Here is a 20235-nt window from a genome sequence, read left to right as displayed (position 1 = left end):
CATGGCACTCCAGCAGCAGCACGCGACCACCGCCGATCCGACGACCGACCCGAGCGCGCACGGCGAGCCCGGCACTGAACTGAGGCTCGACCCGGGTGTTCCGGTGCGCTGCCGCGGACTGCGCCGGCGCTACGGGCGCGGCAGCGGGGCCTTCGAGGCCGTCCGCGGCGTCGATCTGCACGCCCGCGCCGGCGAGATGTTCGCCCTGCTGGGCACCAACGGTGCCGGCAAGACCTCCACTCTCGAGGTGCTCGAGGGTCTGGCCCGCCCCAGCGCCGGGCAGGTCCAGGTGCTCGGGCTCGACCCCTACACCCAGCGCCGGAAGGTGCGTCCCAGCATCGGCATCATGCTGCAGGAGGCGGGATTCGCCTCCGGCACGACGGTGCGCCAGGCCGGCCAGCTGTGGGCCGGGACGATGGCGGCTCCCATGCCCGTCGACGAAGCCCTCGAACTCGTCGGCCTGGCGCACCGGCGCCGCGTTGAGGTGCAGAACCTCTCCGGCGGCGAGCGCCGCCGGCTCGACCTGGCCATGGCCGTGCTCGGCCGCCCGCGCGTGCTCTTTCTCGACGAGCCGACGACCGGTCTGGACCCCGAGAGCCGCAGCGCCACCTGGTCGCTGCTGACCCAGTTGCTGGAGTCCGGCACCTGCGTCGTGCTGACCACGCACTACCTGGAGGAGGCCGAGCGCCTCGCCGACCGGATCGCCATCATGCACGAGGGTCGGATCGTGCGGACCGGCACGCTCGACGAGGTCGTCGCCGACGAACCGGCGGCCATCGAGTTCGAGATTGCGCCGGGCTCCGCCGCCGCCGAGCTGCCCGCGCTACCCGACCTGCCCGGCGCGCGCGTCGCCCGCCGCGGTGGGCGCGTGCGGATCGAGACCGACCTCCTACAAGACACCCTGGCCCGCGTGTTGACCTGGGCCGACGGCGTCGAATTGCCGCGCCTGCAGGCGCGCGCCGCCAGCCTGGAGCAGGTGTTTCTACGCATCGCCGGCGGCGGCGACCCGATCACCCTGCGCGACGCCGCGTGAACCCGCCGCCGACCACCCTCGCGAAAGGACCCGACATGACCTCCCGCACTGCTTCGCCCGCCCACACCGACAACTCCGACCTCGACCGCTCCGCCGCCGGCATCAGCGTCGCGCCGCGTACGCAGACGCCCGACCCGGCCCCGCGCCTGCGGCAGGTTTACGCGCTGGCCCGCGCCGAATGGGGGCAGTTGCTGAACAACAAGGTGGCGCTGCTGAACTGCTTCGCCCTACCGGCGCTCATGGTGTTCTTCTTCGCCGGCATCGGGGGCTTCACCGGAATCTCGTTCGGGGCGCTTGCGCCGATGCTCGTGCTGGGGACCGCGCTGCTCTTCGTCGTGTACTACACGCTTGTGACAAGCTTCGTGGCGCGGCGCGAGTCGCTGCTGCTCAAGCGGCTGCGCTCGGGTGAAGCCGGAGACGGAGTCATCGTCGCGGGGATCGCCGCCCCGTTCGTTCTCATCACCATCGCGCAGACCGGGGCCGCGGCGCTGGCCGCAGTCCTGTGGCTCGACGTGCCCGCCCGGCCGCAGATGGCCCTCATCGGGCTGGCCGCCGTGCTCGGCTCGCTGGCGTGGGTGTCGCTGGCCGTCGCCAGCACCGGCCCGACCAAGAGCGTCGAGCACGCCCAGATCACCACGTTGCCGATGATCCTCGTGCCGCTGCTGCTCTCGGGCATCTCGCTGCCGCTGGCGATGATGCCGGAGGCCATGCAGAGCGTCGCGCACTTCGCGCCGATGACGCCGGTCGTCGAACTGACGCACTTGGGCATGACCGGGCAGACCGTGCTCGGTGAGACCCTCACCGGCCTGGCGTTGGCCCGAGAGGTCGCCGTGGAGTGCGCCGTGCTGCTCGGCTGGACCGTCATCGGCTGGTGGGTGTCGCGACGCACCCTGCGCTGGGAAAGCCGGTCCTGAGGCCCGCATCGGTGAGGATGGAGTGATGGACGAATCACTGCAGCGCGAGGAGCAGGCGATCCGCGCCAGTGAGCGACAGCTGCGGCGCTTCGAGTGGTACACCGCCGGCTCGGTCTACTTCATCATCGTGTTCTTCGCGTTCATGGGGCTGTTCAGCGGCGCGGTCCGGCTGCCGGCGCACGGCGAACTGCTTGCGCTGGTCGCCGCGGCGTTGGGACTGCATGTGGTGGCGACCGTGTGGCTGACCCACTCCCTGATCTTCCGCGGCCGCGCGGTCGGGGGTCGGCGCCTCGGCCGCAGCAGGCTCGGCCGGGGTTGGTGGATCGGGTATGCCGCGCTCACCGTGGCGACGATGGTCGTCGGCGCACTGTCGGTGCGCGACCTGCCCGCCCCCGGTGGCGCCCTGCCGGTGCCCACCTGGGTGAGCTTCAACGCGTTGCTCGTCGTGGGCCTGGTCGTCAGGGCGCGCGTGTGGACCGGCATCGGGCTGCTGGCTGGAGCCCTCGTCACGACGACGGCCTTGCTGTTCGGTGTGTCGATGCCGTCGGCGGTCGTCGTGGGGGTCGCCGCCACCGCCCTGGGCTGGGGCGGCGCCGCCTGCGGGTTGTGCACGGCGTGGACCCTGGACGTCGTGCGACAGCTGCACGACTCGCGGGTGGCGCAGGCCCGGCTCGCCGTCGCGGAGGAGCGCTTGCGCTTCGGTCGTGACCTGCACGATGTCACCGGGCGGGCCCTGTCCGCGATCGGCGTCAAGAGCCAGCTCGCGGCCGAGCTCGCCCGCCGCGGCGACCCGCGGGCCGTCGAGCAGATGCTCGCCGTGCACTCGCTCGCCGACGAGGCCCTGGCGGACATGCGCGGGCTGGTGCGCGGCTACCGCACCGTCGATCCGACCACCGAGCTGGCGGGGGCCCGGTCGCTGTTGCGTTCCGCCGGCGTCACGCTGCGTAGTGACGATCTGGAACCCCTCGTCGCGCGGCTCGGGCAGCCGGCGACCGCGGCGCTGGGGTGGTTCATCCGGGAGGGAACCACGAATGTGTTGCGGCACAGCGATTCCCGCGAGGTCACGCTCCGCACAACGGCGCCCGACCGCACTGCCTCCGATACGGTCGCGGGAGAGGTCGTCGTCGTGCTGGCGAACGATCGGCCCCACGCCGCCCGGGGCGAGGCGGAGGAGCGACGCGGCCACGGGTTGACCGGATTGGCCGAACGGATCGAGGCTGTCGGCGGCCGCTTGAGTGCCGGCCCAGAGGACGGTCGGTTCGTCGTCCGAGCCCACCTACCGACCGTCGAGCCATCGACTCTCGAGGAGCACCAGTGAGCGAGCACGTGGGTGACCAGACGGGCGAGCAGGCGGCCGTGCCCATCCGGATTCTCATCGCCGACGACGAGACGCTCTTTCGCGACGCCCTGGCCACGCTGCTCGACCTGCGCGACGACCTGCACGTCGTGGCCCAGGCGGCCTCCGGCCCGGAGGCGGTGGCGATGGCCCGGGCGCACCGCCCCGATGTCGCGTTGTTGGATCTGCAGATGCCCGGCCAGGACGGCATCGAGACGGCGATCGCGCTGGCGCGCGAGGCGCCCGAGGTCGCCTGCCTCATCGTCACGAGCCACGGCCGCCCGGGCTACCTGCGGCGGGCGTTGGAGGCGGGGGTGCGCGGGTTCTTGCCGAAGACCGCCTCCGCGCAGAGCCTGGCGCAGGCGGTGCACGCCGCCCATCGCGGCGAACGCTACGTCGATCCGCAATTGGCGGCCGATGCCATTGCCGCCGGGGCCAGCCCCCTGTCCGCCCGGGAGGCCGACGTGCTCGAACTAGCCGCCCAGGGCGCCGGCATCGAGGAGATCGCCCGTCGCGCCAACCTCTCCAATGGCACCGTGCGCAACTACCTGTCCGCGGCCACCGCCAAGGTCGGCGCGGGGGACCGGCGCGAGGCGGCCCGTATCGCCCGCGACAACGGCTGGATCTGAGGCGGACTCACGTCAAAGCCCCCGCCGTGACACGACGGGGGCGCTGACCGACGAACGGGGACCGACTCGAACTCCGCGGCGGACGTTGGTGGAGCGGGCTTACTGCTGGATGTACTCGACGAGGTGGTCGCGCTCGGCCTGCAACTGCTCGATGCGGAACTTGACGACGTCACCGATGGACACGATGGAGTACAGCGTGGTCTCGCGCACCACCGGCAGGTGCCGCACCCGCTGCTGGGTCATGAGGTGGGCCACCGCCTCGATCTGGTCGTCGTCGGTGCAGGTGTGCACCTTGGTGGTCATGATCTCGCTGACCGGGGCCTGGAGTACCTCCGCGCCGCGATCGTGCAGGCGACGGACGATGTCGCGTTCGCTGGCGATGCCGTCGATGGTCGAACCGTCCGCACTGACGATCACCGCACCGATGCGGTGTTCGGCCAGCACGGCCAAGAGGTCGGTGACGGTCTGGTCGGGGGACACCGTGACGACGTCGGTGGTACCCCGGCTGCGCATAACGTCGGCGATCTTCATGTCAGAACGGTAGTCGAGCGCGCGCCCGGATGGCAGAAGTAGCGGCGTTTCGTCCTGGGTTGTTACCTGCCGTAGTTCCCTACGTGCTGGTTTCCCGCGCGGGGCGGGCGCCGCAGCACGCCGCGGGTGCCGCAGACTGGGGCCGTGCCGCCAACGCTGCCTGCCGATGAGCCCGACCAGCCCACCGCCGACGACGACGGCCCCCGGCCCCAGGCCGTCGACGTCGTCGGAGTGGCGATCGTCGACGACCTGGACGCCCCCCAGCGGCTGCTCGCCGCCCGCCGCACCGAGCCGCCGGCGTTGGCCGGCTTCTGGGAGCTGCCCGGCGGCAAGGTCGAGCCGGGGGAGTCGTGGCAGGAGGCGCTGCACCGCGAGATCGCCGAAGAGATCGGGGTACGGATCGAGCTCGGGCCGATCGTGGCCGGGCCGCTGCCCGATCTGCGTTGGCAACTCTCACCGCGACACCGGATCGCCGTGTGGATGGCCCAGATCGCCGACGGTGAGCCGCAGGCGCTGGACGAGCACGACGAGGTGCGCTGGCTGACGAAGGGCACCCTGCACGACGTGCCGTGGCTGGAGGGAGACGTGCCGATCGTCGACGCGATCGCCGCCGACTGGTAACGCACGGGTGCGAGGCACCTGGCGCGGGGTGAGAGGATTTGCATCATGCCTCTGCAGAATTCCGCGCCCACGGATGCCAGCGCGATCCGCGGCGATGTCCGTAACGTCGCCATCGTCGCCCACGTCGACCACGGCAAGACCACCCTCGTCGACAAGATGCTCTGGCAGGGGGGCGCCTTCGGCGAGCACCAGCACGTCGACGAACGCGCGATGGACTCCGGGGACCTCGAACGCGAAAAGGGCATCACGATCCTCGCGAAGAACACCGCGATCCACTACAACGGCCCGTCCGCGACCGACTTCGCCGGCGGCGTGACGATCAACATCATCGACACGCCCGGCCACGCCGACTTCGGCGGCGAGGTCGAGCGCGGCCTGTCGATGGTCGACGGCGTCGTCCTCCTCGTCGACGCCTCCGAGGGGCCGCTGCCGCAGACCCGCTTCGTGCTGCGTAAGGCGCTCGCCGCGAAGATGCCGGTCGTCCTGTGCATCAACAAGGTCGACCGCCCCGACTCCCGGATCGCCGAGGTCGTCGACGAGGTCTACGAGCTCTTCATGGACCTGGACGCCGACGAGCACCAGATCGAGTTCCCCATCGTCTACGCCTCGGCCAAAGCGGGCCGCGCGTCGCTGGAGCGCCCTGCCGACGGCACGCTGCCGGACAGCCCCGACCTCGAGCCGCTGTTCAAGACGATCATGGAGACGATCCCGGCCCCGACCTACACGGCCGGCGCGCCCCTGCAGGCCCACGTCACCAACCTCGACTCGAGCAACTTCCTCGGCCGCCTCGCGCTGCTGCGCGTCTTCAACGGCGAGATTCGCAAGGGTCAGCAGGTCATGTGGTGCCGCCACGACGGCAGCCAGAAGCCGGTGAAGATCACCGAGCTGCTCGTCACCGAGGGCCTGGAGCGCAAGCCGGCCGAGAAGGCCGGCCCCGGAGACATCATCGCCATCGCGGGCATCTCCGACATCACCATCGGTGAGACCCTCGCCGACCTGGAGAACCCGGTGCCGCTGCCGCTCATCAAGGTCGACGAGCCCGCGATCTCGATGACGATCGGCACGAACACCTCCCCGCTCGTCGGCCGCGTCCGTGGGGGCAAGGTGACCGCGCGTCTCGTCAAGGACCGCCTCGACCGCGAACTCGTCGGCAACGTCTCGCTGCGGATCCTGCCCACCGAGCGCCCCGACGCCTGGGAGGTGCAGGGGCGCGGCGAGCTCGCGCTGGCGATCCTCGTCGAGCAGATGCGCCGCGAGGGCTTCGAGCTGACCGTCGGCAAGCCGCAGGTCGTCACGCGTGAGGTCGACGGCAAGATCCATGAGCCGGTCGAGCGCCTCACCATCGACACCCCCGAGGAGTTCCTCGGCACGATCACCCAGCTCATGGCGGCGCGCAAGGGCCGCATGGAGCAGATGACGAACCACGGCACCGGCTGGGTTCGGATGGAGTTCCTCGTGCCCTCCCGCGGGCTCATCGGCTTCCGCACCGAGTTCCTCACCGAGACGCGCGGCGCGGGCATCGCGCACCACGTCTTCGAGAACTACGAGCCGTGGTTCGGCACGATCTCGACGCGGCAGTCCGGCTCCCTGGTCTCCGACCGAGCCGGCGTCGTCACCGCCTACGCGATGGTCAACCTGCAGGAGCGCGGCGCCCTCTTCGTCGAGCCGACGACCGAGGTCTATGAGGGCATGATCGTCGGCGAGAACTCCCGCGCCGACGACATGGACGTCAACATCACGAAGGAGAAGAAGCTCACCAACGTGCGCGCCTCCTCCGCCGACAACTTCGAGAAGGTCGTGCCGCCGCGCAAGCTGAGCCTCGAGCAGAGCCTGGAGTTCTGCCGCGAGGACGAGTGCGTCGAGGTCACCCCCGAGGCCGTGCGCATCCGCAAGGCCGAGCTCGACGCCACGGTCCGCGCCCGCACCGCCGCCCGAGCCCGCTCCGAGGCCCGCAAAGACGGCTGAGTGTTGGTTTGGAGGCCCGCGCTCGGGAAAGTAGGTACGTAGTACTATAGGGGCGGAGGTGGTCGCCATGTCTGTCGTCAGCGCCCGCACGTTCAATCAGTCGCCCTCGGCTGTCAAAGCGATGGCCAAGGAGGGGCCTGTCATCGTCACCGATCGCGGCCGGCCGACCATCGTCGTCATGGACTACGACGAGTACGAGCGGCTCAGCGACGGTGGCGGCTCGGTCCGCGACTCGTTGGTCATCGACGTGGACGTCGAGTTCGAGCCGGTCGTGGCTCGGGATCTCGGTCAGGTGCCTCAGCTGTGACGTTTCTGCTGGACACGAACGTCGTCAGCGAGTTGCGACGACCCGCGGCGGATAAGGCCGTGGTGGCGTGGGGTTCGGCCCTCCGGCGGCGGGACGCCTACCTCAGCGTGGTCACGATCCGCGAGCTGGAGGCGGGGGTCCGGCTGGTGGAGCGGCACGACGAACCTCAGGGGCGGGTACTGCGCGCCTGGCTGGAAGACAGCGTGCTCTCGGGGTACGCCGAGCGCCTTCTGCCCATCGATGTGACAATCGCTCGACGGGCGGGAGGGCTCCATGTTCCCGATCCGCAACCCGAGCGGGACGCGCTGATTGCTGCCACCGCGCTCGTGCATGGCCTGATCGTGGCCACCCGGAATGTTGCGGACTTCCTTCCCATGGGGGTCCCGGTCGTCAATCCCTGGGACCGCTGATTCGTACCCATCCAGCGACCCTGGGGCGCACGGTGCGCCCCAGGGTCGGCCGCGGGTCAGAGGGGGACGCCGCCGATGGTGAAGGCGCCCAGGAGGAAGATCGCGAACGTGCCGAGGCTCCACTTGGCGGCGGTGCGTTGCCACGCGCCCATGTCGACGCCGGTGAGGTGCAGCAACAGGTAGATGAACCCGACGAGCGGGGAGAGCAGGTGGAACGCCTGCCCGGTCGTCGAGGCCACCGCGATCTGCATCGGCGTGAAGCCGTACGTGGCGCCCGTCTGGGCCAGGATCGGCAGCACACCCAGGTAGAACGCGTCGTTCGACATGAGGAACGTGCCGGGCACCGACGCGAGCGCGGTCACCAAGCCCCAATGGCTGCCCATCGAGGCAGGCACGACGGTACCGATTGACTGGCCGATCGCCTCCGACATGCCTGACTCGTTGAGAATGCCCATGAAAACACCGGCGGCGAGCACCATGATGATGACGTGCATCGCGTTCGCGCCGTGCAATTCGATGATCTCGCGGGATTCGGAGAGCTTGCGGTAATTCATGAGGAGCGCGATCGCGAAGCCGATCTCGAAGATGATCGCGGACGGCAGCTTCGGCACGAAGCCCATGCCGCCGAAGATCAAGAGCACCATCATGAGCAGCGTCAGGATGAGGTTCGGCCACAGCAGGTGCGGTCGCTTCAGCTTCTCGGATTCCTGCTGGTGGGCTTGCGCGGAGTCGACGTTGTGTTCCGATGCGGCGATCATCGCGTTGGCCGGCGACAGCGCCATGACCTCTTGGCTGGTGATTTCGACGATGCCCAGACGCTTGCGCTCGGCCAGGCCACGCAACACGGCGACGATGACGACCCAGACCGTGGCGACGAGCATCCCGGGCAGGATGTTGCGCAGCAACTCACCCTCGTCGACCTTCAGGGCGGCGATGATGCGGGCGGTCGGACCGCCCCAGGGCAACAGGTTCATGATCGAGTTGGCCATGATGATGATGACCGCGAGATCCATCATCCTCATCTTCAATCGACGGTAAACCGGGATCATCGCGGAGCACACGATCATCGTCGTCGTCGACCCGTCACCGTCGACCGAGACCACCGCGGCGAGCAAGGCGGTGCCGACGAGCACCTTCAGCGGGTCACCCTTGACGATGCGCAGAATGAAACGCACGAGCGGATCGAACAGGCCCGCGGTGAGCATCAGGCCGAAGTACATGATCGCGAACAACAGCATGAAAACGGTCGCCGCGACGCCCTTGACACCGGTGAGGCTGTATTCGCCGATCATCGGGCCGAAGCCGGCGATCAACGCGATGACCACCGGTGAAAGCACCAGCGCGGTGAAGGGGGTGGTGCGTTTCGTCATGATCAACACCATGAAGATGATGACGATCGCCAGACCGTAGACGGTCAGCATGGCTTCTCCTTTGAAGGGTGATGGCAGATGCGCAGTGCGGCGCGTGGAGGGGGAAAGCGGTGTCGTTCAGGCGATCGGCGCGAGTCGGTCGAGCAGCCAGGTGAGGGCGAGCAGATCGGCGCTGCCGCCGGGGCTGAGACGCCGGGCGACGAAGGGGGCCTCAGCGGCCGACATCGCGGCGGTCAGGGCCGCCGGATCGGGTCGGCGCTCGACCAGTTCACGAGCCCAGGTGCGCGCGAACCGCAGGCCGGGCTCGCCGCCGCGGTGCACGAGGTTGGTGTCGGCGTTCTCGGCCATGAGGTTGACGAGCGCCCAACGCTGTGCGTCGTCCTCGTCACCGGTGCTCCGTCGGCGCTCCCGGTAGGCGGGTAGCCCGATCGTGGCGGCCGTGGCGAATCCGGAGGCGGCTTCGCCACGGGCTCCGGTGACTCCGAGCGCGCGGAAGGCGGCCGACCCGTGCGAGACGCTGCCGCTGGCCGTCGCCTGCCAGGTTTGCAGCAGCGGGGCCGCGAGATCGGCGACGCGACCGCGCAGACGTTCTAGTCGGCAACCGTCAAAGGCCGCGCAGGAGGGTGTCGAGTGCTCGGCGCCGAGGGCACCCATGAGCAGGCCCATCGCAAACAGGGCACCCCGATGCGTATTGACACCGCCGGTCACGGCCATGAGGTCGGCCTCCGCTGCAACGCCGATCCGCACCAGCGGCTCGACGGACCCCGGTTGCCGCGCACCGGTAAGCCAGCAGGCCCGCAGCCAAGGCCGCAGCGCCCGCGCGCTGCGTTCCAGCAACGCGAGATCCATGTCGTCGTGGGAGCCCGTCGAGAACGAGTCGACGAGGCCCGGCTTGGGCGACAGGCGCGCCTCGGTGATGAGGGCCCGGACGGCCAGGTCGGCGTCCGTCTGCGACTGGGACTCGGCCGCGACCAGTCGCCGCCGTGACGCGAGCACCTGGGCCAAGGGGTGCCGCGCAGATCGCGCGCACCCGGCGGCCTCCTGCTCGCAGACCAGGCAGCGGCGCGGCCGCCGGTGCAGCGCGGATCGTCCGATGATCACGGGCAACCCGTCGACATCCGGGCCCGTCACGACATCCAGGTCCCACAGCCGCCCGAGCGCGTGGGTCTCCTCAAGGTCGACGAGTGCCTCCTTGAGGGCGACCGCTGGCGCCTCGACGGCCACGAGGTACTCCGGTCCGGTTGCGGCGCGCACGTTCTGGGCACCGAGCACCGGCCACCTCGACTCGCGCAGCCGGCGTTGCACGGCCGCCACGGCCCTGGTGCAGGCGTGGCGCGCCGTGCGGTCGTCCTTGTCGGGACCGGGGGAGACGATCGTGACGCTGACAACTGCGCTCGCCCGAGCGAGCAGTCGCAACTGGTCACCCCGGCGTTCCTCGCGACGGGCCAGAATCCGCGCGGGGCTGACGGCGGCCATCAGCTGCTCACCGCTCGCACGACATCGATCACGCTGCCGTCGCGGTAGCGCACGACGCCGACGATCTCGTCGCTCGTCACGAGCGGAGCGGGCCGACCGCAGATCTGTAGTGCCCGGTCGTACAGCGCCTCGATGGTCGTCGTGCCCACTCCGGCCTGTGCCAGACGGGCCGCGAGCTGCGGGTGGCGCGGATTGACGGCGATGCCGTACTCGGTGACGAGCACGTCGATGTTCTCCCCGGGTGTCACCAGGGTCGTCACGCGGGGCACGATCGTGGGGATACGGGTGCGGATGAGTGGCGCGACCACCACGACCAGCTGCGCGCCGGCCGCGGTGTCGCAGTGCCCGCCGGAGGCGCCCATCATCATCCCGTCGGCACCGGTGAGCACGTTGATGTTGAAGTCCAGGTCGATCTCCAGAGCCGACAGCACGACCATGTCGAGTTCGTCGACGCACGCGGCCTTGGCCAGCGGTGAGGCGTATTCGGCGGCCGAGATCACGGTGTGTCGCGGGTTCTGCTCCAGCGAGGCCGCCGCGACTCCGTCGAAGCTCTGCACGTCGAGCAGGCGCTCGACGAGACCCTGTTCGTGCAGGGCCACGAGCCCGGAGGTGATGCCGCCTAACGCCCACCGGGCCGTGACGCCGGCGGTACGCATGCGCTCGCCGAGGAAGTTCGTCACTCCGGTCGCCGCGCCGCCGGAGCCGGTCTGCACCGAGAAGCCGTCGACGAAGAGTCCGCTGTGTTCCAGCACGTCGGTGGCCAGGCGGGCGATGAGCAGATCGCGTGGATTTCTGGTCGTGCGGGTCGCGCCGACGTTGATGCGGTTGGGGTTGCCGACCGTCTGCACCGGCACGACGAAGTCGACGCGGTCCTGGCGGATCACCGCCGGAGTGTGCGGGAACGGGACGATCTGTTCGGTGAGCAGCACGACGTTGCGGGCGAACTGCGCATCGACGAGGGCGTAGCCCAGCGAGCCGCAGCGGCTGGTGCCGCTGATGCCGTTGGCGTTGCCCATCTCGTCGCAGGCGGGGACGCCGAGGAAGGCGACTGCGGGGCGTAGCTCACCGGACTCCATGAGCGCGGCCCGACCGCCGTGGCTGTGTACCTGCACCGGGTGCCTCAGCAGGCCGCCGTGGCTGATCCGTCGGGCCAGGGCGCCCCGCATGCCGGAGGTGTAGATGCGGGTGATGACGCCGCGTTCGATGAACCCGATGAGACCCTCGTGGCATTCGTTGAGCGAGGAGGCGGCCAGGGTCAAATCGCGGATACCCAGCGCCTCGATCTCCGCCAGCACCGGCAGGATGACGCGGTCGCCCTCGCGGAACGCGTGGTGGAAGGAGATGGTGTCTCCGTCGGTCAGGCCCGTGACCACGATCGCCTCGCGCAGCGACGCGAGCACCTTGCGGCGCTTGGCGGTCCCGTCGCGCAGGTATGGGGTGGCCGCGGACCAGCCGGTGAAGGGTCGCAGCCCGCGCACTTCGGGGGCGTCGGCAGGCCATCGATCAGTTGAGGTCACGGGCGCGGCGGCGATCATCGGGCGGCCTTAGGGTCGACGCCCGAGACTCGCGCGAGGCGGATGGTGCGTTGCGCGGCCGCGATGATCGGCGAGTCGATCATCTTTCCGTCGAGAGAGACGACCCCCAGGCCGATCCGGTCCGCCTCCTGTGCGGCGACGATGACCCGGTGGGCGTGCTCGACCTCGCCGGCAGTGGGCGCCAACGCCCGGTGCAGCGGCTCGATCTGGCGCGGGTTGACCAACGACTTGCCGTCGAAGCCGAGCCGCTTGAGGACGGCGACCTCGCGCAGGAAGCCTTCGATGTTGTTGACCTCCGAGAACACGACGTCGTAGCAGTGGATCTTCGCGACCCGGGCGGCGTGCAGGATCGCGCATCGTGCATAGAACAACTGCGACTCATCGACCGCGGCGTCGTGCACGGTGTGCATGTCCATCACGTAGTCGTAGGCGGCCAGCGCGATGCCCCACATACGCGGCGAGGCGGTGGCGATCTGCACGGCGTTGACGACCCCGGAGGCGGACTCGACCGCGGCGAGGATCCGCGTTCGGCCCGGCTCGATCCCGTAGTGCTCCTCCAGCCGCGTCAGTTCTGCGTCGAGGTCGCGAATCATCTCGGCGTCGCGGACCATCGGCAGCCGGACGATCGAGACCCCGGCGGAGACGACCGCGTCGAGGTCGGCGGCGAAGAACGGGGTGTCGATCGCGTTGATGCGCACCGCGACCGACCGCTCGCGCCAGATGGGGCTCGCGATGGCCTCGCGCACCAGCAGCCGCGCGGTGTCCTTCTCCCGTAGCGACACCGAATCCTCGAGGTCGAACATCACGTAGTCGGCGCCGTAGACGTGCACGGTGGAGATCCAGGCGGCGTTGGACCCGGGCACGAACAACATCGAGCGGCTCGGGCGCTCCTCGTCCACCGTGGGCAGGGAGTCGAGCTCGGAGACCGTCACGGCGTGCCCCCGGCGACGGGTAGGGAACCGGTCATTCCGGTGGGAACGGCGTCCTCATCGCGGCCGGTGATGCCAGCCCCGCCCTGGTCGGCGCGGGTCACGGCGCCTTCGACCCGGGCTCGGATGACGAACTCCAAGGCGCCCTTGTCGTCGACGAACACCTGCCCACTCGTGACCTCGAGACTCTCCAGCTGGTCGGCGACGACGCGGCGGATGTCAGCGCCGTAACGGGCGAGAACGGTCGAGCGGACCTCGATGGCGAGTTCGTCGCTGGGGTGCACACGGACGAGGACGTCGGAGGATTCCAACGTGCCCGCCAGCGCGTCGCGGGCTATTCGCATGACGGCTCCTGACTGTCGGCAAAGAAGAGAGTGCGAATGGATTCGAGGGTCGGGGTTGGGACGAGGCGGGCGGCCGCGTTCAGGTCGCCGGCGCCGATCGCGTCACGCACCCTGGACGCCGAGATCGGCATGCCGTCGAGTTCCAGTCGGGGGACCTCGTGCACCGTGATCGCCGGGGCGTCCGCCTGCCGTCGCAGGCCCGGAGTCGGTGTGGACGCCAGGCTCGGTGGCCTCAGTTGCAGCGGGCTCGGAGTCGGCATCACCGGCGCGGCCAGCCACCGGCGCATCTGGTCGTTGTAGGCGGCCGTGACGGCCGAGTACGGCTCGGTGCCGACGAAGCGGTCGGTGACGCCCAACTCTGGGGCGATCGCGGTTCGGAACAACTGCAGGTCCAGGCCGGCGGCGGCGTCGTCGCGCTCGCTCTCCCGGGTGAGGAAGTAGTCGGGGAAGGTCGCGCGGCTGACGATGTAGCGGCTGCCTGGATGTACGACGACCCGGTCGCCGAGCCCCAGCTCCGCGACTCCGGCGCGCACGAGCCGCAGCCGCTCATCGGTGCCGAACAAGGAGGCGTCCTCGGCCACGACGAAGACATGCAGCACGTCGAGGGCGTCGGCAGCGATGGACACGAGGTGGCGGTGCCCGAGCGTGAACGGGTTGGCGTTGAGCACGATCGCTCCGACCCGATCTGCGGCACGGCGGTGGCGGCGCAACTCGCGCCGGTAGTCGGCCAGTCCGAACGGGGTGTTCTCCAGCAGCACCGCCCGCGAGGTGTGTGCCAGGGTCGTAAAGCCCAGCGTCTCGAACACGGCTCGGTTGCAGGGGGTGGTGAAGACGAAGAGGTTGGCGCGGCCGCGGTCGAGCGCCTCGTAGTTGAGGCGCTCCATGAGGCGGGCGGCGATCCCGGCGCCCTGGGCGTCTTCGTCGATCGCCGCGCATTTGACGACGACCCCGGCCAGGCCCATGCAGCCGATGAGTCGGCCGTCCGCGTGGGCCGTGACGAACACCTCGATATCGGCGTCCAGACCGAGCCCGCGGGTGGCGAGCAAGCCTGCGACCTGCGTGAGTCCGGCCGGGTCGACGGCGGGGATCAGCGTGCCGAGCGACACGTCCGAATCCCAGGGCGAGAGACCGTTCACGACGCGCATCAGCGATCCTCCTTCTTGACGTCGGTGCCGAAGCTGGGCCCGGGGGAGTCCCGAGCCGGGCTGCTTGATCGATGACATTAGGGAGCCGCTGCCCAGGCGGGAATGCTTGCGCTGGTTGCGCCGACAAGGTGCGTAACTCGCGTTTTGCGCGTTGTGCTCAGCGGGTCTGGCGGACTACCGTGACAGCCATGTCCGACTCCGGCGCTGCGGTCGGGGGGCCGCCGCGCCGCCACCTACCGTGGCGCGCGCAGATGGTGTTGCTGCTGGTCATCGTGCTCGTGGCGGCGCTGTCGATCGCCCTCGGTGGCGCCCTCGCCATCGTCCGCACATCGGTGGAGCAGGAGGCGCAGCAGCGCGCCCTGTCCATCGCGCAGGCCGTGGCCGCCGATCCGCGCTACGCGCAGTGGGTGCAGAGCAGCCCGCCCAGCGCGAGCGGACCGGTGCAGGCCGCGGCGGAGCAGGTGCGGGCACGGACCGGGGCGATGCACGTCGTCGTCGCCAACGCCGCCGGCATTCGCTACAGCCATCCCGACCCCGCGAGCATCGGGGAGCACGTATCGACCGACATGTCGGCGGCGCTGGCCGGCCGCGACGAGGTCGCGATCGAGCAAGGCACGCTCGGCTGGTCGGCTCGAGGTAAGACGCCGCTGCGGGACGCCTCGGGACGCATCGTCGGTGCGGTGTCGGCCGGGGTGCCGCTCGCCGTGGTCGATGCCGGTCAGCGCCGTCTTTCGGCGTTCCTGGCCGGGGTGGCCGTCGTCGCACTCGCCGGAGGACTGCTGGCTTTGGCGTTCTTCTGGCGGCGGTTGCGCCGCACCACCCACGGCCTGGAGCCGGAGGAGATGGCCGACTTGTTGCGCGAGCACGCGGCGGTGCTCGCCGGGGCGTTGGACGGCGTCGTCGCGGTCGACGCGGCCGGCGTGGTGCGGATCTGCAACGAGGCGGCCCGTCGCTACCTGGGCATCGCGGCACAGCCCTCCGGTCGTCCTGTTGCGCAGGCGGGGCTGCCCGCCCCGATCGTCGACATGCTGACCGCGGCGCAGGTCGCTCCGGCAAGACCCGCCGGTCGCCTGGTCGTGGCCAAGGGTCGCGTGTTCGACGTGCGCGCCCTACCGGTCGAGCGTGATGGCCACGACCTCGGCCGCGTGGTCGTCCTGCGGGACCGCACCGACCTCGACGACCTGGGTCGCGAACTCGAGGCCACCCGGGCTTTGACAGATGCCCTGCGTGCCCAGACCCACGAGCATTCCAACCGGCTGCACGCGCTCGCCGGCATGTTGCACCTGAATCACGTGACCGAGGCGCAGACCTACCTGGACGATCTCGCGGGCACATTGGCGTGGGATGGCGACGTCGACGACCCCTACCTCGCCGGGCTGCTCGCCGCCAAGACCGCCGCCGCGGCCGAACGCGGCGTGACCCTGCGCATCGACGAGGACACGTGGGTGCCCGGCCGGGTGCAGCGGCCCCTGGACTGCGTCAGCGTCGTCGGCAACCTGCTCGACAACGCGATCCGCGCCGCGGCAGACGGGCAGCGCCGCCCCGCGTGGGTGGAGGTGACTCTCCTGGTGGCCGGCAGAGGCGGTTCCGATCTGCTCGTGCACGTCGTCGACAGTGGCGACGGGGTGCGGCCCGGCAGCGAGGAGGCGATCTTCGGCGACGGCTGGACGACCAAGGTCGGCGAGGAGACAGGGCCCGGCGGTCGCGGCGCGCACGGAGTTGGGCTCGCTCTGGCGCGGGTCACCGCTCGTCATCACGGTGGCGACGTGCGGCTCGTCGCAGCCTCCGGCCCCGTCGCAGGTGCGGCTGCCGGTGCGGCCGCACGCGAGGGAAAGCCGGAGTCCAAGGGCGAGGATCGGGCATCAAGGGGCCGGATCGGTGTGGCGACGAATGGCGCCAGGGGGCACGGCGCGGCGTTCGAGGCACTTCTGGTCGGGATGCTCGACGGGGCGCGCGACCGGCGCGAGCAGGAGTCGCGCGAGGTGAGGCCATGAGGGTGCGGGTGTTGATCGTCGATGACGACTTTCGGGTGGCCGCAGTGCATGCGGCGGTCGCGGGGGCGGTGCCTGGCTGCGAGGTGATCGCCCAAGCCACGACGCTTGCGCAGGCCCGCGAGGCGCTCCCGCGATCCGACCTCGTTGTTGCTGACGAATACCTGCCCGACGGCTCGGGCACCGAGTTGGTCGGGGCCGGCGACGCCTCGGTGCTGCTCGTCTCGGCCGCCGACGACGCGGACACCGTGCGGCGCGCGCTGGTGCGCGGGGCGATCGGCTATATCGTCAAGCCGTTCGAGATGCGGGTGCTCACCGAGCGGATCACTGCCTACGTGCGGTTCCGACAGTCCCTGGCCGCCGAGGGCCGCCTGCTCCAGGTCGAGATCGACGCGCAGCTCGGGATGCTGCGCCCCCGGCTCGATCCGGGCGCCCCGGCCAAGGGTCGCTCGGCTGTCACCGCCAGCGCCGTGGCCGACCTACTGCGCGACTCCGGCCGACCGCACACGGTGATGGCCGTCGCCGACGCGATCGGCATCTCCCGCGCCACCGCGCGCCGCTACCTGGCCGACCTCGTCGCCGCCGGCGAGGTCGAGCTGCTGCTGCGTTACGGCACCGCCGGCCGCCCTCAGCACAGCTACATCTGGAGCCGCTGACCCGCGCCCTGCTGCGGGTTGGTTGGGGGCGGTCAGCCGTCAGCGGTCGTCGGCGTGCACCAGGCCGCCGATCTCGCGCAGGTCGAGGGCGTAGAGGGGCTGCTGGTCCTGCGGCTCGGGGACGGCAGGAGCCGGTTCGCCCTGGCCGAAGAGGTCGGCCAGGACAGCGGCAATGCCTTCGTCGTCGTTGGAGGCCGTGACGCGGTCGGCGGCGTCGCGGACCGCGGCGGTGGCGTTGGCCATGGCCACGCCCAGGCCCGCGGCCGCGAGCATCGGCAGGTCGTTGAAGTTGTCACCGAAGGCCACGCTGTCGGCCGCGTCGAGGCCGCGGGCGGCGGCGAGCTCACGCAACGCCGACCCCTTGTCGATGCCCGCCGGGGTCGCCTCGAAGTAGAACGGCGCCGAGAACGCGTGCTCCACGCGGGTGCCCAGCTGCTCGGCGAAGACCTCCGCGAAGGGTCGCAGCACCGTCGGATCGGCGTTCATCAGCACCTTGTTGACCGACACCTCAGCCGCGCCGATCGCCCGCAGATCGGGCACGGCGCGGATCCGCAGGTCGTTACCCTCGGCCTCGAACACCACCTGACGGTCCTGCGGGCGATCGACGACGAGGTCGTCGCCGTCGCACAGCATCACGGTGATGCCGTGTTCCTTGCACAGCGCCACGACCTCGTGCACCACGTCGATCCCCAGCGTGTGTGAGGTCAGCACCTCGCCGGTCTGGGCGTCCGCGCTGCGGGAGCCGTTCGACCCCACGTGCACGAACCCCGCACCCTCCAGCTGCAACCGATGCATGAGGCGGCGCAGGCCGGCCACGGGCCGACCCGAGACGAGCGCGATCGTCGCGCCCGCCTGCTGCGCGCGGGCGAACTCGGCCCGCGTGCCGGGCAGCACCCGGCCGGTCGAAGAGAGCAGCGTTCCGTCGATGTCCACGGCGATGAGCGAAGGTGTCCTGGTCACGCCTCCAGCATGGCAGCCCACGCCGACCAGGTCACAGAACGGTCACGACGTGGGCGGCTAGCGGTGCTCGAGTGGGTGACGTGCCGGGCGGGTGATGCCAGGATCGACCGGGGAGGTCCGGCGCCACCCGGAGTAGGTGGGGCGCGCCGCAGGCGACTCTCGAAAGGTGGGCGACGATGCTCGAGCTGCGCAGGCTGGCGATCCTGTCCGCCTTGGCCGCCGAAGGCACGATGACCGCCGCGGCGGCGCGACTGCACTTGACGACCTCCGCCGTCAGCCAGCAGGTCGCCCTCCTGGAGAAGGAGGTCGGGCTGCCCCTGCTGGTCCGCAGCGGCCGCAACGTCGTGCTCAACGAGGCCGGGCAGGCGCTCGTCGGCCATTACGCCCATATCGCCGAGGCCGTGGAGGAGGCGGAGGCGCACCTGCGCACGTTCCACAGCGACGTTCGCGGCACGATCGCCATCAGCACCTTTCCGAGCTTCTGCAGCGTCGTGCTCCCCGTGGCGCTCATGGCGCTGCGCCGCGACCATCCGCAACTGGACACCAGCGTGCGCGACATGGAACCCATGGAGAGCATCGCCCAGTTGCGCGGGGGCGGCGTCGACATCGCGGTCATCGACGACGTGCACGAGATCGAGGGCGAGGGCATCGTCACCGTCGAACTGGCCCGCGACGAGATCGTTCTGTGTGCGCCACCGGAGCATCGACCGGCCACGGGGCCGAGCGTGCAGCTGCGTGACTACGCGCAGCTGCCGTGGATCGTCGACAGCGACGGCAGCGCCTTCGAGCAGTTCGTGCTCTCCGTCTGCCGCGCGGCCGGGTTCGAGCCGAGAGTCGTGGCGCACTGCAGCAACCTGCTCGCCTCGTTCGGCCTCGTCCGCGCCGGCTACGGGGTGGCGCTCATGAGCGAACTGAACCTCGGTCCAGCCACCGCCGAACTGGTGGTGCGCCGCGTCGACCCGCCGGTGCAGCGCACGATCCTCGTCGCGATGCGAGCGTCCAGCGTGCAGGCGCCGTCGGTGCGGGCCGTCGTGCGCGCGTTGCGGCGCGCGACCCGCTCCCGGGCGCGCTCCGGCGGCGGCGAACCATAGCGGCGGCGAACCCTAGTCGAGCCGGCTCCGCGATCGTTAACCAACCCTGAACAGCGCCTCCAGATTGTCGAGATGGACGCCGTCACAACGCATCTCCTACGCTGAAGACACGGCGCCAGCCAGGTGGAAACACCGGATTCAGTGGTCTACCGGGGTGCCGTGATCCCGATTCCCTTGCCGCAATGACGCGCGCCCACGCGTCGCTGCCGCCTGCCCTGCGACGCCCCGCGTCGCGTCCGGAGGTTCCTCGTGACGCTCAGCGCCCTCGACCTGTTCTCGGTCGGCATCGGCCCCTCGTCCTCGCACACCGTCGGCCCGATGCGGGCCGCCCGACGGTTCGTCGTCGAGCTCGAGGTCGCGGGGCTGCTCGAGCGGGTCGCCCGGGTGCAGGTCGACCTGCTCGGCTCCCTGGGCGCCACCGGTCGCGGGCACGCCAGCGACAAGGCCGTGATCCTCGGCCTCATGGGTGCCACTCCCGAGAGCGTCGACACCGACACCGCCGACGAGCGCGTCGCGATGGCGACCGACCTGGGCGTGATCGCCCTGCTCGGCACCCGCGCCATCGACTTCGAGCGCTCCCGCGACGTCGTCCTGCACCTGCGCGGACGGCTGGAGGGGCACCCCAACGGGATGACGTGCGCGGCCTTCGACGCCGAGGGTCACGTGCTGCTCGAGCGCACCTTCTTCTCGATCGGCGGCGGCTTCGTGCTCTCCCAAGAGGAGTTCGCGGCCGCCCAGGAGAACGGTGGCGCGGCCGCTACGGACGAGGTCGAGCTGCCCTATCCGTTCGCCAACGCCGCGCAGCTGCTGGACCAGTGCGCCCGGCACGACCTGTCGATCAGCGACGTGATGCTCGCCAACGAGAGCGCCCTGCGCCCGGCCGCCGCGACCCGCGCCGCGCTGCTGAACATCTGGTCGGTCATGCGCGACTGCGTCGACCGCGGCTGCCACCGCGACGCCGGCGAGCTGCCCGGCGGTCTGCGGGTGCGCCG

General features: G+C 70.6%; 20 protein-coding genes. 12 read left to right on the top strand and 8 right to left on the bottom strand.

The annotated features are described in order from the left end of the window. The first annotated feature begins 1 nt into the window (after position 1). From KILIM_RS10155 to KILIM_RS10140, 4 genes are read left to right on the top strand one after another with little or no spacing between them, the layout of a single operon-like run. On the top strand, positions 2–1033 hold the full coding sequence (locus KILIM_RS10155; protein ID WP_006592580.1) for an ABC transporter ATP-binding protein: 1032 nt from the start codon (positions 2–4) through the stop codon (positions 1031–1033). A gap of 35 nt (positions 1034–1068) precedes the next feature. Further along, entirely contained in the window at positions 1069–1947 is an 879-nt protein-coding gene (locus KILIM_RS10150; protein WP_006592579.1) for an ABC transporter permease, read from the top strand. Between the two features lie 25 nt (positions 1948–1972). Beyond that, on the top strand, positions 1973–3265 hold the full coding sequence (locus tag KILIM_RS10145; RefSeq protein ID WP_006592578.1) for a sensor histidine kinase: 1293 nt from the start codon (positions 1973–1975) through the stop codon (positions 3263–3265). Continuing rightward, positions 3262–3912 carry a response regulator transcription factor gene (locus KILIM_RS10140; RefSeq protein WP_006592577.1) on the top strand — a complete coding sequence of 217 codons (651 nt, stop codon included), beginning with the start codon at positions 3262–3264 and terminating at the stop codon, positions 3910–3912. The genes KILIM_RS10145 and KILIM_RS10140 overlap by 4 nt, the downstream gene beginning before the upstream one ends. A gap of 99 nt (positions 3913–4011) precedes the next feature. On the opposite strand, the gene KILIM_RS10135 is transcribed toward KILIM_RS10140, so the two are convergent. Further along, positions 4012–4443, bottom strand: a complete 432-nt coding sequence (locus KILIM_RS10135) for a CBS domain-containing protein (protein WP_040562919.1) — start codon at positions 4441–4443, stop codon at positions 4012–4014. Positions 4444–4587: 144 nt separating this feature from the next. Here KILIM_RS10135 and KILIM_RS10130 point away from each other — a divergent pair, with 144 nt between their 5' ends. The 4 genes from KILIM_RS10130 (at position 4588) to KILIM_RS10115 (ending at position 7746) form a co-directional block, all read left to right on the top strand. Beyond that, positions 4588–5064: a (deoxy)nucleoside triphosphate pyrophosphohydrolase gene (locus KILIM_RS10130; RefSeq protein ID WP_255247636.1), complete on the top strand. Its 477-nt coding sequence runs from the start codon at positions 4588–4590 to the stop codon at positions 5062–5064. Positions 5065–5109: 45 nt separating this feature from the next. Continuing rightward, positions 5110–7029 carry a translational GTPase TypA gene (gene typA, locus KILIM_RS10125; RefSeq protein WP_006592574.1) on the top strand — a complete coding sequence of 640 codons (1920 nt, stop codon included), beginning with the start codon at positions 5110–5112 and terminating at the stop codon, positions 7027–7029. 67 nt (positions 7030–7096) lie between these two features. After that, positions 7097–7336 carry a type II toxin-antitoxin system Phd/YefM family antitoxin gene (locus tag KILIM_RS10120; RefSeq protein ID WP_006592573.1) on the top strand — a complete coding sequence of 80 codons (240 nt, stop codon included), beginning with the start codon at positions 7097–7099 and terminating at the stop codon, positions 7334–7336. Beyond that, on the top strand, positions 7333–7746 hold the full coding sequence (locus KILIM_RS10115) for a type II toxin-antitoxin system VapC family toxin (RefSeq protein ID WP_006592572.1): 414 nt from the start codon (positions 7333–7335) through the stop codon (positions 7744–7746). The genes KILIM_RS10120 and KILIM_RS10115 overlap by 4 nt, the downstream gene beginning before the upstream one ends. 56 nt (positions 7747–7802) lie before the next feature. Here KILIM_RS10115 and KILIM_RS10110 read toward each other — a convergent pair whose 3' ends face one another. From KILIM_RS10110 to citC, 6 genes are all read right to left on the bottom strand, one after another. Beyond that, a complete protein-coding gene (locus tag KILIM_RS10110) occupies positions 7803–9167 on the bottom strand; it encodes a CitMHS family transporter (RefSeq protein ID WP_006592571.1) in 1365 nt (454 codons plus the stop codon). A gap of 66 nt (positions 9168–9233) precedes the next feature. Further along, positions 9234–10592, bottom strand: coding sequence for a citrate lyase holo-[acyl-carrier protein] synthase (citX, locus tag KILIM_RS10105; RefSeq protein ID WP_006592570.1), 1359 nt, complete (start codon positions 10590–10592; stop codon positions 9234–9236). After that, the gene (citF, locus tag KILIM_RS10100) at positions 10592–12127 is read right to left on the bottom strand and encodes a citrate lyase subunit alpha (protein ID WP_006592569.1); all 1536 of its coding nucleotides are present in this window, start codon (positions 12125–12127) and stop codon (positions 10592–10594) included. The genes citX and citF overlap by 1 nt, the downstream gene beginning before the upstream one ends. Further along, positions 12124–13059 (bottom strand): aldolase/citrate lyase family protein, encoded by a 936-nt coding sequence (locus KILIM_RS10095; protein ID WP_006592568.1) that lies wholly within the window; start codon positions 13057–13059, stop codon positions 12124–12126. The genes citF and KILIM_RS10095 overlap by 4 nt, the downstream gene beginning before the upstream one ends. Next, positions 13056–13400, bottom strand: coding sequence for a citrate lyase acyl carrier protein (gene citD / locus KILIM_RS10090; protein WP_006592567.1), 345 nt, complete (start codon positions 13398–13400; stop codon positions 13056–13058). The genes KILIM_RS10095 and citD overlap by 4 nt, the downstream gene beginning before the upstream one ends. Next, positions 13391–14545 carry a [citrate (pro-3S)-lyase] ligase gene (citC, locus tag KILIM_RS10085; RefSeq protein WP_006592566.1) on the bottom strand — a complete coding sequence of 385 codons (1155 nt, stop codon included), beginning with the start codon at positions 14543–14545 and terminating at the stop codon, positions 13391–13393. Before citC ends, citD begins: the two co-directional genes overlap by 10 nt. Before the next feature lie 188 nt (positions 14546–14733). Between citC and KILIM_RS10080 the strand changes: the two genes are divergently transcribed. Both KILIM_RS10080 and KILIM_RS10075 read left to right on the top strand, forming a co-directional pair. Then, the gene (locus tag KILIM_RS10080; protein WP_169330754.1) at positions 14734–16539 is read left to right on the top strand and encodes a sensor histidine kinase; all 1806 of its coding nucleotides are present in this window, start codon (positions 14734–14736) and stop codon (positions 16537–16539) included. Continuing rightward, a complete protein-coding gene (locus KILIM_RS10075) occupies positions 16536–17192 on the top strand; it encodes a response regulator (protein WP_040562917.1) in 657 nt (218 codons plus the stop codon). Before KILIM_RS10080 ends, KILIM_RS10075 begins: the two co-directional genes overlap by 4 nt. 39 nt (positions 17193–17231) lie before the next feature. On the opposite strand, the gene KILIM_RS10070 is transcribed toward KILIM_RS10075, so the two are convergent. Further along, the gene (locus tag KILIM_RS10070) at positions 17232–18152 is read right to left on the bottom strand and encodes a Cof-type HAD-IIB family hydrolase (RefSeq protein WP_006592563.1); all 921 of its coding nucleotides are present in this window, start codon (positions 18150–18152) and stop codon (positions 17232–17234) included. A gap of 176 nt (positions 18153–18328) precedes the next feature. On the opposite strand from KILIM_RS10070, the gene KILIM_RS10065 reads away from it, so the two are divergent. Continuing rightward, positions 18329–19243 carry a LysR family transcriptional regulator gene (locus KILIM_RS10065; RefSeq protein ID WP_006592562.1) on the top strand — a complete coding sequence of 305 codons (915 nt, stop codon included), beginning with the start codon at positions 18329–18331 and terminating at the stop codon, positions 19241–19243. A 249-nt stretch (positions 19244–19492) separates the two neighbouring features. Continuing rightward, on the top strand, positions 19493–20235 hold a 743-nt coding region (locus KILIM_RS10060), incomplete at its 3' end, for a serine dehydratase beta chain (RefSeq protein ID WP_006592561.1).

This window comes from Kineosphaera limosa NBRC 100340, from assembly GCF_000298215.1.
Taxonomy (GTDB): Bacteria; Actinomycetota; Actinomycetes; order Actinomycetales; family Dermatophilaceae; genus Kineosphaera; species Kineosphaera limosa.
This window is presented reverse-complemented; position numbering and strand designations above follow the sequence as displayed.

Excerpts from the sequence above, each read along its gene's own strand:
- KILIM_RS10155 (WP_006592580.1), top strand. The coding sequence starts at position 2 with ATGGCACTCCAGCAGCAGCACGCGACCACCGCCGATCCGACGACCGAC.
- KILIM_RS10150 (WP_006592579.1), top strand. The coding sequence starts at position 1,069 with ATGACCTCCCGCACTGCTTCGCCCGCCCACACCGACAACTCCGACCTC.
- KILIM_RS10145 (WP_006592578.1), top strand. The coding sequence starts at position 1,973 with ATGGACGAATCACTGCAGCGCGAGGAGCAGGCGATCCGCGCCAGTGAG.
- KILIM_RS10135 (WP_040562919.1), bottom strand. The coding sequence starts at position 4,443 with ATGAAGATCGCCGACGTTATGCGCAGCCGGGGTACCACCGACGTCGTC.
- typA (WP_006592574.1), top strand. The coding sequence starts at position 5,110 with ATGCCTCTGCAGAATTCCGCGCCCACGGATGCCAGCGCGATCCGCGGC.
- KILIM_RS10120 (WP_006592573.1), top strand. The coding sequence starts at position 7,097 with ATGTCTGTCGTCAGCGCCCGCACGTTCAATCAGTCGCCCTCGGCTGTC.
- KILIM_RS10110 (WP_006592571.1), bottom strand. The coding sequence starts at position 9,167 with ATGCTGACCGTCTACGGTCTGGCGATCGTCATCATCTTCATGGTGTTG.
- citX (WP_006592570.1), bottom strand. The coding sequence starts at position 10,592 with ATGGCCGCCGTCAGCCCCGCGCGGATTCTGGCCCGTCGCGAGGAACGC.
- citF (WP_006592569.1), bottom strand. The coding sequence starts at position 12,127 with ATGATCGCCGCCGCGCCCGTGACCTCAACTGATCGATGGCCTGCCGAC.
- citD (WP_006592567.1), bottom strand. The coding sequence starts at position 13,400 with ATGCGAATAGCCCGCGACGCGCTGGCGGGCACGTTGGAATCCTCCGAC.
- citC (WP_006592566.1), bottom strand. The coding sequence starts at position 14,545 with ATGCGCGTCGTGAACGGTCTCTCGCCCTGGGATTCGGACGTGTCGCTC.
- KILIM_RS10080 (WP_169330754.1), top strand. The coding sequence starts at position 14,734 with ATGTCCGACTCCGGCGCTGCGGTCGGGGGGCCGCCGCGCCGCCACCTA.
- KILIM_RS10075 (WP_040562917.1), top strand. The coding sequence starts at position 16,536 with ATGAGGGTGCGGGTGTTGATCGTCGATGACGACTTTCGGGTGGCCGCA.
- KILIM_RS10065 (WP_006592562.1), top strand. The coding sequence starts at position 18,329 with ATGCTCGAGCTGCGCAGGCTGGCGATCCTGTCCGCCTTGGCCGCCGAA.